The sequence below is a fragment of the Plantactinospora sp. KBS50 genome, from assembly GCF_002285795.1.
GTDB lineage: Bacteria > Actinomycetota > Actinomycetes > Mycobacteriales > Micromonosporaceae > KBS50.
Genome location: NZ_CP022961.1, coordinates 3838858 through 3853530 on the forward strand (window position 1 = coordinate 3838858; position 14673 = coordinate 3853530).

At 76.2% G+C, this 14673-nt stretch carries 5 protein-coding genes and 1 pseudogene; all 6 read right to left on the reverse strand.

What is annotated here, in order from left to right:
• Window positions 1-86 precede the first annotated feature (86 nt).
• Window positions 87-3281: pseudogene (locus tag CIK06_RS31180) on the reverse strand (condensation domain-containing protein); the annotation flags it as partial.
• Window positions 3164-4183: a condensation domain-containing protein gene (locus CIK06_RS30085; protein WP_198347898.1), complete on the reverse strand. Its 1020-nt coding sequence runs from the start codon at window positions 4181-4183 to the stop codon at window positions 3164-3166. The gene CIK06_RS30085 and the pseudogene CIK06_RS31180, both read right to left, overlap by 118 nt.
• A complete protein-coding gene (locus tag CIK06_RS16750) occupies window positions 4075-12564 on the reverse strand; it encodes a non-ribosomal peptide synthetase (protein ID WP_095565613.1) in 8490 nt (2829 codons plus the stop codon). Before CIK06_RS16750 ends, CIK06_RS30085 begins: the two co-directional genes overlap by 109 nt.
• 112 nt (window positions 12565-12676) lie before the next feature.
• Window positions 12677-12898 carry an MbtH family protein gene (locus CIK06_RS16755; protein ID WP_095565614.1) on the reverse strand — a complete coding sequence of 74 codons (222 nt, stop codon included), beginning with the start codon at window positions 12896-12898 and terminating at the stop codon, window positions 12677-12679.
• Complete coding sequence (locus tag CIK06_RS16760; RefSeq protein WP_095567908.1) at window positions 12895-14400, reverse strand: FAD-dependent oxidoreductase; 1506 nt, start codon at window positions 14398-14400, stop codon at window positions 12895-12897. Before CIK06_RS16760 ends, CIK06_RS16755 begins: the two co-directional genes overlap by 4 nt.
• A gap of 5 nt (window positions 14401-14405) precedes the next feature.
• Window positions 14406-14639 carry a phosphopantetheine-binding protein gene (locus CIK06_RS16765; protein ID WP_095565615.1) on the reverse strand — a complete coding sequence of 78 codons (234 nt, stop codon included), beginning with the start codon at window positions 14637-14639 and terminating at the stop codon, window positions 14406-14408.
• Window positions 14640-14673: the final 34 nt, after the last annotated feature.

The following is a 14673-nucleotide window of genomic DNA, read 5'->3' on the forward strand; positions in this document are numbered from 1 at the left end:
GGCGGCACCGTCGTGCAGTCCGGCCCGGCGACCACCAGCACCGGCGCCGCGTCGGCGGCGAGCGCCGCCACCCGCTGCGCCGGGTACGTGGGATCCACCGGCAGGTACCCGCCGCCGGCCTTGGCCACCGCCAACTCGGTCTCGAACAGCGCGGCGCAGCGGGGCAGCAGCACCATCACCAGCCGGTCCGGCCCCACCCCGGCCGCGATGAGCCGCCGGGCCAGCCGGTTGGTCCGGCGGTCCAGTTCGGCGTAGCTGAGCGTCTGGGCGCCGTCCTCGACGGCCGGCGCGTCGGGGTGCCGGCGCACCTGCGCGGCGAACAGCTCCGGCAGCGTGCGGTCCGCGCCGACGGACGGGCCGCCCTGCCAGTCCGCGGCCAGCGCCCGCCGCTCCGCGGCGGAGAACAGCTCCAGTTCGGACACCCGCCGCTCCGGTGCGGCGGCGGCCGCGCCGAGCAGCCGGGCCAGCCGCCCGGCCAGGTCCTCGGCGGTACGCCGGTCGAAGCGGTCGGCGCTGTACTCGATGACGCCGCGCAACCCGGGCACGCCGTCCTGCTCGGTGACCACCACACCCAGGTCGAACTGGGCGACCCCGGTGTCGATCGGCAGCGGCTCGGTGGCCAGCCCCGGCAGCCCGGGCGCGCCGGCCGGCAGGTGTTGGAAGGCGACCATCACCTGGAACAGCGGGTTGCGCCCGAGCACCCGTTCCGGGTTGACCGCCTCGACGACCCGCTCGAACGGCACGTCGGCGTTGCCGAACGCGGCCAGGTCGGTTCGGCGTACCCGGCCGACCAGGTCGGCGAAGGTGGGGTCGCCGGACAGGTCGGCGCGCAGCACGAGGGTGTTCACGAAGAACCCGGCGAGCGCGTCCAGGCGCTGGTCCACCCGGCCGGCGACCGGGCTGCCCAGCGGGATGTCGGTGCCGGCGCCGAGCCGGGACAGCAGCGCCGCGAGCGCGGCCTGCACCACCATGAAGACCGTCGCCCCGGTACGCCGGGCCAGCTCGCGGGCCTGGCGGTGCGCCTCGGCGTCCACCGTGAAGGTGACGATGCCGCCCGCGTGCCCGGGTGCCGCCGGGCGGGGCCGGTCCGCGGGCAGCGGCAGTTCGGCCGGCGCCCCGGCCAGCGCGGTGCGCCAGAAGTCGAGCTGCCGCTGCCCCACCTCGTCGAGCACGTCCCGCTGCCAGAGCGCGTAGTCGGCGTACTGGATCGGCAGCGGCGCCCAGTCGGGGGCGGCACCGGCGGCGCGGGCCGCATACGCGGTGCCCAGGTCGGCCACGAGCCGGCCCTCGGACCACTCGTCGGTGACGATGTGGTGCAGCAGGAGCAGCAGCACGTGCCGGTCCGGTCCGAGGGTGAACAGGTGCGGCCGGACCAGCAGTTCGCCGGCCAGGTCGAAGCCGTACCCGGCGGCCTCGGTGAGCCGACCGGCCAGGTCGGCCTCCGCGCACTCGGCGAACTGCCAGCGCGGCCGGGCGGTGGCCAGCACGCGCTGCACCGGCCGGTCCTCGACGGTCGGGAAGACGGTACGCAGGCTCTCGTGCCGGTCCAGCAGGTCGTCCAGCGCGGCCCGCAGCGCGGCCACGTCGAGCGGGCCGGTCAGCCGCAGCGCGAACGCCACGTTGTAGGTGGGTCCGGGGCCGTTGAGCTGGTGGTGCAGCCACAGCCGGTGCTGCGCGGGCGCCACCGGCACCGGGTCTGGCCGGTCCCGCCGGGTCAGCTCCGGGCCGGCCGCGCCGGGTGCCGCGCCGCCGACCGGCGACCGGTCCAGGTGGGCGGCCAGGCCCGCCACGGTGGGCGCGTCGAAGACGGCGCGCAGCGGCAGCGCCACCCCGAAGACGGCCCGTACCCGGGCCGCGAGCGCGGTGGCGGTGAGCGAGTGGCCGCCGAGCGCGAAGAAGTCGTCCCCGGTGCCCACGGTGGACAGTTCGAGCACGTCGGCGAAGAGTCCGGCGAGGATCTCCTCGGTGGGGGTACGCGGCGCGGCGTCACCGACCAGGTCATCGAGGTCGGGTACGGGCAGCGCCCGCCGATCCACCTTCCCCGACACCGTCACCGGCAACCGATCCAAACCCACCACCACCGACGGCACCAGATAATCCGGCAACCGCCCCGCAACCCACTCCCGCAAACCCCCCACCGAACCACCAGCAGCAGCCACCACATACGCCACCAACCGGCCACCCACCCCAACAACCACCACCTGCGAAACCCCCGGATGCTCCCCCAGCACCCCCGCAACCTCCCCCGGCTCCACCCGAAAACCCCGCACCTTCACCTGATCATCAACACGCCCCACAAACTCCAGCACCCCACCAACCCACCGCACCACATCCCCCGTCCGATACATCCGCTCCCCCACCCGAAACGGATCCGCCACAAACCGCGACGCCGACAACCCCGACCGACCCAGATACCCCCGACCCACCGGCAAACCCGACACATACAACTCACCCGACACCGCCGGCCGCAACCACCCGTCCAACACATACACCCGCGCATTACCCACCGGCCCACCCACCACCGGAAACACACTGCCACCCACCCACGCCAACAACGCGTCCACAGTGCACTCCGTCGGACCGTACAAATTCACCCCCACCGTCCCCGACGCCGACCGGAGGGCAGACCAGATCCGCTGGTCAGCGGCCTCCCCGCCGAGGGCCACAAGGGCCGGACGGTGCCCGCCGTCGGCCAGCAGCCCCGCCTCCACCAGCGGTCCGGCCAGCGACGGCGTCACGTCCAGGAAATCGATGCGGTGCGCATTCACGTAGGCGACGAAACGCTCGGGATCGCGGCGGGTGGAATCGTCCAGGACATGCAATTCATGCCCGGCCACCAACCACAACAACCCCTCCCACGAGGTGTCGAAAACGGTGGCCGCGGAAAGCGCGACGGCGAGCCGGCGGCCGTCGGAAACCGGGGCCATCAACCGTTCCCGGTGATGGTGGAAGAGATTCGCCAGACTGCGGTGCTCGATCAGCACCCCCTTCGGCCGGCCGGTCGACCCCGACGTGTAGATCAGATAGGCGCCGGAACGCGGATCCAGCGCCGCCGGCAGCGGCACGGCGCAGTCGGCACCATCGGGGCCGGCACCATCGGGGCCGGCCGCACCCGGGGCATCCACCTCGGACGGTCCGGCGACCGACGCCAGCAGGTCCGGCGTCACCACCGCCACGGCACCGGCGTCGGCGAGCAGATAGTCGACCCGCTCCCGCGGGTAGCCGGGATCCACCGGCAGGTACACCGCGCCCGCCCGCAGCACCGCCAACCAGGCCACCACCGCGTCCACCGAGCGCGGCAGCAGCACCGCCACCACCCGCTCCGGACCGGCCCCCGGGACACCAGCACCCGGGCCAGCCGGTCCACCCGGTCCGCCAGGCCGGCGAACGTCACCGACTCGGCACCGCAGCGCACCGCCACCTCCCGCGGCGCCCGGGCCACCGTCGCCGCGAACTCGTCCAGCAGCGTCCCGGCCGGCACCCGCATCGGGTTGTCGGCGACCGGCGGGGCGTCGGGCACGGCGAGCCGGCCGAGCGGGGTGTCCGGCGCCGTCACGAAGGCGTCCAGCAGGTCCCGGAACCGGCCGAGCAGCTTCGCGGCGGCCTCCGGCGGGTAGCGGTCGGCCCGGTGCTCCAGGCGCAGACGCAGCCGCGCCTGCGGCACCACCACCAGGCTGAGCGGGTAGTGGGTGGCGTCGACCGGGATGCCCCCGCCGATGCTCAGACCGGGCACCTCCGGCAGCCCGTGACCGGCCGGGTAGCTCTCGAAGACGGTGAGCGTGTCGAACAGTTCCGGCAGGCCGGCGAGCCGCTGGAGGTCGGCCAGGCCGACGTGCTGGTGGTCCAGCAGCGCCGCCTGCTCCCGCTGGAGGCGCCGCAGCAGTTCCGGCCAGGTCTGCGCCGGGTCGAGCCGCACCCGCACCGGGACGGTGTTGATGAACAGCCCCACCATCTCCTCGACCCCGGCCAACCCCGCCGGCCGCCCCGACACCGTCGCACCGAACACCACATCGGTACGACCGGTCAGCTCCACCAGCACCAACGCCCAGACCCCCTGCACCACCGTGTTCAGGGTCAACCCGTGCGCCCGCGCGGCCGCGGCGAGCCGCTCGCTGTCCGGCTCGGAGAGGACGATCTCGGCGACCTCGGGCAGCGCGGCGACGGCCGGCGCACCGGGGGCCACCAGGGTCGGTTCCTCGATCCCGGCCAGCGCCTCCCCCAGGCCCGGGTGGCGGCGGCCGGGTCCTGCCCGCGCAGCCAGGCCAGGTAGTCGGCGTACGGCCGGGGCGCCGGTGCGGGCCGGCCGGCGTACGCGCCGAACAGGTCGCGCATGGCCAGCGGCCCGGACCAGCCGTCCATCAGCAGGTGGTGCTGGGTGAGCACCAGCCGGTACTCCCGTTCGCCGAGCCGGACCAGCACGAACCGCAGCAGCGGCGGGTCGGCGAGGTCGAACGGGAGCCGCCGCTGCGTGTCCAGCAGGGCCGCCAGGTCGCCGGGCCGGTCGGTCAGGTCCACCTCGGTGAACGGCACGTCCACGGTGGCCGGGACCGCCTGCACGGCCCGCCCCGAGCCGGTGCGGACGAAGCCGCCGCGCAGGTTCGGGTACCGGTCCAGCAGGTCGTCGGCGGCGGCCCGCAGCCGGCCGGCGTCCACCGCGCCGGTCAGCGTGAAGACCTGCTGCACGGTGTAGACGTCGGTGGCCGGGTCCAGCCCGGCCAGGTAGAGCAGCCCCTCCTGCAACGGCGCCAGCGGCAGCACGTCGACCAGCCCCGGCCCGTACCGCGCGTGCAGTTCGGCCAGGTCGGCCTGGTCCAGCCCGGCCAGCGGTACGTCCGCCGGGGTGAGCGCGCCGGCGTCCGGCTCGGTGCTGGCGGCCCGGATCGCCACCAGGGCGGCCAGCCAGTCGTCGGCGAGCCGGCGGGCGTCGGCGTCGGCCAGCGCCGCCGCCGGGTAGGAGAACTCGGCCCGCAGGACCGGCCCGGCCGTGGTTTCCGCGACGGCCGCGTTCACCGCGACGCGGTGCCGCACCGGCATGGCCGGGTCGGCGCTGGCGTGCGCGGCCGGCAGTTCGGGTGCGATCGTCCAGTCGGCGTGCGGGCCGCCGTCCCCGGTGAACCGGCCCAGGTAGTTGAACAGCACCTCCGGTTCGGTCCGCGGCAGCGTTCCCGGTTCGCCGAGGTAGCGCAGCATGCCGTACCCGATGCCGCCGTCGGGGACGGCCCGCAGCCGGTCCCGCACGCCGCGCACGACGGCGGCCACGCCCTGCGCCGCGGCCGGCAGTCGGACCGGGTGTTCGCTGGTGAACCAGCCCACCGTGCGCAGCAGGTCGGCGCCGGGCACGACCTGCTCCTGCCGGCCGTGCCCCTCCAGCGCGATCAGCGGTTCGGCACCCGATCCGGTACGCCGGGCCAGCGCCAGCGACAGCCCGGCCAGCAGCACGTCCTGCACCCCGGCCCGGAAGGTCTCCGGCACGGTGGTCAGCAGCGGCCCGGTGACCGCGGCGTCGACGGTGACCTCGACCCGGCGCAGCGTGCCGGCGGTGTCCCGGGCCGGGTCCAGCGCCGCCGTGCCGAGCCGGGTGGCCGGGCCGGCGAGCATCCGCCGCCAGTACTCCCGCTCCCCCGCGCGCTCCGGCAGCGCCGCGGCCAGACCGGCGGCCCAGGCCCGCAACGGCGTGCCGGGCACGGCCGGCCGGTCCCCGCGGGCGGCGGCGGCCAGGTCCTCGACGAGGATCCGCCAGGACACGCCGTCGACGACCAGGTGGTGCACCACCAGCAGCAGCCGGCCCGGCTCGCCGCCCCGGTCGGCCCAGACGGCCTGGACGAGCAGCCCGGCGGCCGGGTCGAGCCGGTCGGCCGCGGCCTCCCGCTCGGCGGCCAGGTCCGCGTCCGCGCCGACCACCCGCAGCGGCACCTCGCCCGGGTCGGCGGGCACGGCCAGCCGCCACCGGTCGGCGCCGGTGACCAGCCGCGCCCACAGCACCGGGTGCGGGGCCAGGCCGGTACGCAGCACCCGGGCCACCTCGGCGCGGTCGATGCCGGCCGGGGTGCGCAGCAGGATCGCCTGCGAGTACCGGGCGGTCGGCGCGTCGAGTTCGCGCAGCCAGGCGATGATCGGGGTTTCCGGCGCGTCGCCGGCCGCGGTCGCCGGGCCGGCCGGACCCGCCGGGTCGGTGCCGGCGGCGCCGACCGGTTCGGCGACCCGCGCCAGTTCGGCGACGCTCTGCTGCTCGAACACCTGCCGGGGCGCGATCAGCAGCCCGGCCGACCTGGCCCGGGAGGCGAGCTGGATGGCCAGGATGCTGTCGCCGCCGAGCGCGAAGAACCCGTCGTGCCGCCCGATCGTGTCCGGGTCGCGCCCGAGCACCCCGGCGACGATCCCCGCGAGGGTCCGCTCGACGGGGCCGGCCGGCGCCTCGGTGGCGGGGGCGGCCGGGGCGGGGTCCGGCAGCCGGGCCTTGTCCACCTTGCCGGTGGCGGCCAGCGGCAGCGCGTCGAGCAGTTCGACGGCGGGCACGAGCGGCGCCGGGAGCACCGCGGCGGCGTGCTCGCGCAGGTCGTCCGGGCGCACCGGGCGGGCCGGCACGACGTACGCGACCAGCCGGGCGTCCCGGGCGACCACGACGACCTGGCCGACGGCGGGGTGGGTCGCGAGCACCGCCTCGACCTCGGCCGGCTCGACCCGGAAGCCGCGGATCTGCACCTGGTCGTCGGTGCGCCCGAGGAACTCCAGGTCCCCCGCGGCGGTACGCCGGACCAGGTCCCCGGTCCGGTAGAGGCGGGCGCCCGGTGAGCCGGAGCCCGACGAGCCCGACGAGCCGGGTGAGCCGGAGCCGGCGCCCGGTGAGCCGAACGGGTCGGCCACGAACCGCTGCGCGGTCAGCGCCGGCCGGTTCAGGTAGCCCCGGGCCAGCCCGTCCGCGCCGAGGTACAGCTCGCCGGGCACGCCCGGCGGCACCGGCCGGAGCCGGTCGTCCAGCACGTGCGCGCTGCGGTTGATCTCCGGCGTACCGATCAGCACCGGGCCGTCGCCGTCGGCGACCCAGGAGGTCGCCGTGACGGTGGCCTCGGTGGGGCCGTACGCGTTGACCAGTCGCCGGCCGCGCCCCCAGCGCCGCACCAGTTCCGCGGAGCTGGCCTCGCCGCCGATCGTGATGGTGACCCCGGCCGGGATCGCCGCGGGCGGCAGCGCCGCGAGCAGCGCCGGCGGCAGGTCCAGGTGGGTGAGCCGGTGTCGGGTCACGAACTCGCCGAGCGCGTCGCCCAGCCGGGCCGGCTCGGGCACCACCACGAGGGTGCCGCCGGACAGGACCGAGGCGGCGATCTCGCTGATCGCCACGTCGACGGCGGGCGACACGAACTGGGCGACCCGGCTGCCCGGCCCGGTGCCGAAGGTCTCCCCGACGCTGGCCACCAGGGCGGCGAGGCCGGCGTGCGGCACCACGACGCCCTTGGGCGCCCCGGTCGACCCGGAGGTGTAGATGACGTACGCCGGGTGTGCGGGGTCGATCGGGACCCGCGGGTCGGTCGGGTCGTCGTCCAGGTCGTCCGGGCTGATCCGGCGGACCCCCGCCGCCGATCCTGCCTCGACCGCCGAGTTCGTCCCGGCCGCCGGTCCGGTCCCGGCCTGGATAGCCGGGCCGGCCGGGGCCGGTGCCGGGCGGTCCGACACCAGCAGCACCGGGCGGGCGTCGGCGAGCTGGTAGGCGATCCGGTCCGCCGGGTGCCGCACGTCCAGCGGCAGGTAGGCGGCGCCGCTGCGGGCGACCGCCAGCAGCGTGACCACCAGATCGGCCGAGCGGGGCAGCAGCACCGCGACGATCCGCTCCGGCCCGGCGCCCTCGGCGCGCAGCCGCCGGGCCAGCCGGTTGGCCAGCGCGTCGAGGGCGCCGTAGGTGAGGGTCCGCTCGCCGTCCTGCACGGCGACCGCCGCGGGATCCGCGGCGACCCGCTCGGCGAACAGCCGGCCGAGGGTGGCCGGCGCCAGGTCCCGGCGCGGCCCGTACGCGGCGGCCCGCTCGGCCGGGGTGAGCAGGTCGATCGCGGAGATCGGCCGGTCCGGCCCGGCGGTGGCCGCGGTGAGCAGCCGGACCAGCCGGCCGGTCAGCGCCTCGGCGGTGCCGGCGTCGAACAGGTCCGTCCGGTACTCCAGGCTGCCCTCCAGCCCGCCGTCGCGTTCGGCCAGGTCGAAGCTCAGGTCGAACTTGGCGGTGCCGGTGGCCACCAGCCGCGGCGTGACCCGCACCTGCGGGAATCCGGCCACCCGGGGCAGCGGCGCCTGGTAGGAGACCATCACCTGGAACAGCGGGTGGTGCGCCAGCGTCCGGTGCGGGTTGAGGTCCTCGACCAGCCGCTCGAACGGCAGGTCCTGGTGGGCCAGCGCGGCCAGGTCGGTGTCCCGGACCCGGGCCAGCAGCTCGGCGAAGGTGGGGTCGCCGGACACGTCGGTGCGCAGCACCACGGTGTTGACGAAGAAGCCGACGAGCCGGTCGAGGGCCTCGTCGCCGCGCCCGGCGACCGGGCTGCCCAGCGGGATGTCGGTGCCCGCGCCCATCCGGTGCAGCAGCGCGGCGACCGCCGCCTGCAGGGTCATGAAGACGGTGACGCCGTGCCGCCGGGCGGTCTCGCGGACCGCGCGCTCCAGCTCCGGCGCGATCGGGAAGGTCAGCATGCCGCCGGCCGAGGACGCCCGCGCCGGGCGGGGACGGTCGGTGGGCAGCCGCAGCGCCGCCGGCGCCCCGGCGAGCGCGGCCCGCCAGTACGCCAGGTGCGCCTCCATCGGCAGCGCGTCGTGCCAGGCGGCGTAGTCGGCGTACCGGACCGGCAGCGGCGGCCAGGCCGGCGCGGACCCGGCGCACCGGGCGGCGTACGCGGTGGCCAGGTCGTCCAGCAGCGGGGTGAGCGACCACTCGTCGCCGGCGATGTGGTGCACCACCAGCAGCAGCGCGTGCCGACCCGGCCCGACCCGATACAGCCGGGCGCGCAGCGGCGGCTCGCTGGCCAGGTCGAACGGCTTCCGGATCGCCTGCCGCGGGTCGCCCGCGGCGACCTCCAGGTGCACCCGGGCGTCGCCCGGCACCGGGTGCGGCTCGCCGTCGCGTTCGACGAGGACCGTGCGCAGCGGCTCGTGCCGGGCCACCAGGTCGTCCAGCGCGGCGCGCAGCGCGGCCAGGTCCAGCGGGCCGTCCAGGTCCAGCAGCAGCGGCAGGTTGTAGCTGGCGTCCGGGCCGTTGACCCGGTGCAGCGCCCAGAGCCGGCGCTGGGCGGCCGAGACGCGCAGGCCGGGGACGGGCCGCAGCGACCGCCGGGCCGGGCCGGCGGTGTCCGGGGCCGCGTCCGCCGAGGCGGCGGTCTCCAGTCTGGCGGCCAGGGCGGCCACGCTTGGCGCGTCGAACACGTCCCGCAGCGCCAGGTCGCCGCCGAAGATGCCGCGCACCCGGGCCGCCACCCGGGCGGCCAGCAGCGAGTGCCCGCCCAGGGCGAAGAAGTCGTCGTGCGGGCCGACCGACGGTACGCCGAGCACCTCGGCGAAGACGCCGGCGAGCAGTTCCTGCTGCGGGGTGCGGACGGCCTCCGGCGTACCCGTGCAGTGGTCCGGAGCCGGCAGGGCCGCGCGGTCCAGCTTGCCGTTGGGGGTGCTGGGCAGCTCGGCCAGCGGCACGATCGCGGCCGGCGTCATGTAGTCCGGCAGCGCGGCGGCGGCCCGGCGGCGCAGCGCGGCCGGGTCGGCGTCGCCGGTGACGTAGGCGACCAGCCGCCGGTCGCCGGGCCGGTCCTCGCGGATCACCGCCACCGCCTGCCGCACGGCGTCGTCGGCGGCCAGAACGGCCTCGATCTCGCCCAGCTCGATCCGGAAGCCGCGCAGCTTGACCTGGTGGTCGACCCGGCCGAGCAGGTCGAGGGTGCCGTCGGGCAGCCGTCGGGCCAGGTCGCCGGTGCGGTACATGCGCTCGCCGGGCGCGTACGGGTCGGCGGTGAACCGGCCGGCGGTGAGGCCGGGCTGGTTGAGGTAGCCGCGGGCCAGTCCGGCGCCGCCGAGGTACAGCTCACCGGGGAAGCCGTCCGGCACCGGCCGCAGCGCGGCGTCCAGCACGTACGCCCGGGTGTTCCAGATCGGCCGCCCGACGCTGATCCGTTCCGTGGCGGACGCCACGCCGCCGGCCGGCGGGTCGTCGGCGCTGGCGGGGTCGCCGGCGGCGGGCAGCCGGTGCGCGGTGGACCAGATGGTGGTCTCGGTCGGGCCGTACAGGTTGGTCAGCTCGGCGGCGTGCCGCCGCAGTTCGGCGGCCAGCTCCGGCGGCAGTGCCTCGCCGCCCACCAGCACCCGCAGCCCGGCCAGCGCCGGGCCGCCGCCCGGTCGGTCCAGCAGGGCGCGGTAGAGGGTCGGGGTCGCCTGGATCACGGTGGCGCCGGTGTCCCGGACCAGGGCGGCGAGCGCGTCCGGGTCCCGCACGGCGTCCCGGGCCGCGAGCACGACGGCGGCGCCGGACAGCAGCGGCAGGTACAGCTCCAGGCCGGAGATGTCGAAGCTGACCGTGGTCACCGCGAGCAGCCGGTCGGCCGGACCCAGCGGCACCAGCTCGCGCATCGCGAGCAGGAAGTTGACCAGGTTCTGCCGGGTGACCACCACGCCCTTGGGCCGGCCGGTGGAGCCCGAGGTGTAGAGCAGGTACGCGGCCTCGTGCGGCGCGTTGCCCGGCTCCGGTCGCCGGCGCGGCCCGTCGAGGTCGCCGTCCAGGCGCAGCACCGGCACGCCGCCGGCCGGCACCGCCCCGGCCGGTGCGTCCCCGGCCGGTGCGTCCCCGGCCGGTGCGTCCCCGGCCGGTGCGTCCCCGGCCGGTGCGTCGCCGAGCGGTGCGTCCCCGAGCGGTGCGTCGTCGCGGGACGCGCCACCGGCAGGCGCGGCGGCCGGCGGCACGGCCAGGCCGGCGCCGGTGACCAGCAGCGCCGGGGCGCTGTCGGCGAGCATCCAGCCGAGCCGTTCGGCCGGGAAGTCCGGGTCCAGCGGCAGGTAGGCGGCGCCGGTGCGCTGCACCGCCAGCAGCGTGACCAGCAGGTCGGCGCCGCGCGGCAGGCAGACCGCGACCGTGCGGCCGGGCCGGGCGCCGCGCCCGGCCAGCAGCGCGGCCAGGTCGTCCACCCGGCGGGCAAGCGCGGCGTAGGACAGCCGGGCGCCGTCCGGCCCGATCAGCGCCGTCCCGTCCGGGGTACGCCGGACCTGCTCGGCCCAGAGGTCGACCAGCCCGGCCGGCGGCAGCGGACGGGCCGTGTCGTCCCCGGTCGGGCGCTCGGCCAGGCCGAGCCGGCCGGTGCGGGTCGATCCGCCGGTGCCGGCCACGGCGCGCAGCAGCCCGGCCAGCCGCTCGACGTGTCCGTCCAGGTCGGACTCCGCGTACCGGGCCGGGTTGGCGTCCAGGCACAGGTCGAGCACGTCGCCGCCGCGGTCGTCCAGGGTGATCGACAGGTCGTCGACCGGCCCCGCCGAGACGTACCGGGGGGTGCCGGGGAGGCCGGCGAAGTTCAGCGTGGCGCCGAACGGCTTGATGTTGACCCAGGGGCCGACCAGCCGCCGGTCGCCGCCGACCAGCCCCAGGTCGCGGCGGATGTCCTCGCCCCGGTAGCGCTGGTGCGGGCGGATCGCCCGGATCTGCGCGGCGACCCGGCCGACCAGCCCGGCGAGGGTGTCGGTGGCGGCCACCGGCACGCGCAGCGGCAGCACGTTCACGGCGGTGACCGGCACCCGGGCGGCGACCGAGCCGAGCCGGCCCATCATGGGCAGCCCGAGCACCGCCTCGGCGGCGCCGGTGAGGCGCTGCACGTACAGCGCGGTGGTGGCCAGGACGGCCTCGACCCGGGTGGCGCCGGCCGCGCCGCCGGCGGCGGCCAGCCCGCGGCCGACCGGTGCCGGCAGGGTGAGCCGGCGGCGCCGGAAGGTCGGGCCGGGCCGGGTCGGCCCGGACGCCAGGTCGGGCACCTCGACGCCGGCCAGGTGCCGCCGCCAGAAGTCGCGGTCGGCGTCGTGCCGGGCCGATCCGCGGTACGCGGCGTCCTCGGCCACCACGTCGGCGAGCGCGCCGAACGGGCTGGCCGGCACCGGCGTACCGGTGGCCAGGGCGGTGTAGACGGCGGCCACCCGCTGCGCGACGAGCGCCGAGGTGTAGGCGTCCATCACGATGTGGTGGCAGCGCTGGTACCAGGTCCACCGGCCGGGTCCGCGCCGGATCAGCGCCTCGGCGAAGACCGGGCCGGTGGCCAGGTCGATCGGGGTGGCCAGGTCGGCCGTGATCCACTCCTGTGCCGCGGTGTCGTCGAGGTCGAGCAGCGTGAGCCGCCATTCCGGCTCGTCGACGATCTCCTGCCGGGGCGCGTCGGCCGGGCCGGTGATCCGGATCCGCAGCGCCTGCGCGTCGGCGAGGGTGCGCCGCAGCGCCGCCGCGAACAGCTGCGGATCCACGTCCCCGTCGATGTCGACGCAGGCCGCGGTGGTGAACGCCGGCCCCGGGTCGAGTTGCTGGGCGAACCAGACGCCCGCCTGGGCCGCGGTGAGGTCGAGACGATCGGGCACGGTGGTTCAGGGCTCCTCGCGGTGCGGCGCGTCCTCGGGGTGCGGCGCGCAGGGCGCGGCCCGCCGCGCCGGTGCGGCGCGGCGGACGGCGACAGGGACGGCGGGTACGGCGTCAGTCGGTGGCGGCGTCCATCTGGGCGATCAGGCTCTTGGGCCGCATGTCCGTCCAGACGGTCTCGACGTACTCCAGGCAGGCCGCCCGGGAGTCCTCGCCGAAGACGACCCGCCAGCCGGCCGGCACCTCGGCGAAGGTGGGCCACAGCGAGTGCTGGCCCTCGTCGTTCACGAGCACGAGGTAGCGGCCGTCCTCGTCGTCGAACGGGTTGGTGGTCATCGGGCCTCCTCCAGCACGGCGGTCGGTTCCATCCAGGACAGTCCGTCGGGCGCCGGTACCAGGCCGCCGTCCAGCAGCGGCAGTTCGCGGGCCTGTTCGCCCTGCACGCCGCGGACCTGGATGTTGTTCATCTCCTGCATCACCTCGCGGACCACGGGGGTGCCGAAGAGGTGGTGCATGCGTTCCCCGGACGGGGTCTGCATGCTGCCGGTGCGCTCGACCGCGTCGGCGAGCGCGCCGGACGACTCGCGGAACTCGCCGATCAGGGCGTCGGCGCTGGTGAGGGCGGCCTCGCCGGAGTGCACGCCGCCGACCAGGCTGACGAACGCCTCCAGGTTGGTGGCCGCCACGTTGGTGACCTTGCGCGCCCGCCAGAAGTACGACTCCTCGCTGCCCTGCATGTCGTAGAAGGCGGACAGGAACTCGTAGAAGACCCGGTACTCGCGGCGGTAGCGACCCTCGAACTCGTCGAAGGCGCGCTCTTCGGTGACGTCGCCGGCGAGCACGCTGTTTATCGACCGGGCGGCCAGCAGCCCGGCGTAGGTGGCCAGGTGCACGCCGGTGGAGAAGACCGGGTCGATGAAGCAGGCGGCGTCGCCGACCAGCACCATGCCGGGGCGGTGGAAGGTGCTGTTGGTGTACGAGTAGTCCTTGCGGGTGCGGATCTGCCCGTAGGTGCCCTCGGTGACCCGGGTGGCGTCGGCGAGGAAGTCCTTCACGATGGCGCACCGGTCGACGAAGCCGAGCAGGGCCTCTTCCTGGTCGCCCTGCAACCGCGCCGCGTGTTCCCGGGAGATGACCGCGCCGACGCTGGTGAGGGTGTCCGAGAGCGGGATGTACCAGAGCCAGCCCTCGTCGAAGGCGGCGCAGAGGATGTTGCCGCTGTCCGGGGCGGGCAGCCGCCTGCCGCCGGTGAAGTAGCCGAACAGCGCGATGTTGCGGAAGAACTCGGAGTAGATCCGCTCGCCGCGCACGTGCTGGTGCACCCGGCTGCGGTTGCCGGAGGCGTCCACCACGAAGCTCGCGTGGATCTCCCGCTCGACGCCGTCCGGGTCGGTGTAGCGCACCCCGCGGACCCGCTCGTCGTCGCCGAGCACGTCGGCCACCGGGCTGTTCTCCCGCACGTCGACGCCGTGCCGGGCGGCGTTGCGCAGCAGGATCTCGTCGAACTTCATCCGCTCGACCTGGTAGGCGTACGAGGTGGGGCCGGACAGTTCGGGCGCGACGGCGAACAGGAAGTTCCACGGCACGGGGTTGGTGCCCCAGCGGAAGCTGCCGCCCCGCTTGACCATGAAGGACGCCTTCTCCAGTTCCTCGGTGACGCCGAGCATCCGGCCGATGCCGTGCACCGTGGAGGGCAGCAGCGACTCGCCGATCTGGTAGCGCGGGAAGGTCTCCTTCTCCAGCAGGACCACGCGGTGCCCGCGCCGGGCCAGCAGGGTGGCCACGGTGGAGCCGCCGGGTCCGCCGCCGATCACCACGACGTCGGCGCGCTCGACCACCGGGCTCACCGCGTACCGCCCAGCAGGTTCCGCCAGGCCGCGAGGGTTGGCTCCTGGGCCAGGTCGAGGTAGCCCGCCTCGAAGCCGTCCTCTCGCCAGCGGGTCGCGAGGCTCATCAGCCGGATCGAGTCCAGACCCCGGTCGATCAGGTTGTCGTCGTCGGTGAGGCTGCCGGGCTCCTCGGCCAGCACCTCGGCGACGTCGCGGCGCAGCCGGTCGGGGGTCAGCGGTGCGGTCATGCGGGACATCCTTCGGTCGTCAATCTGAGGTAAG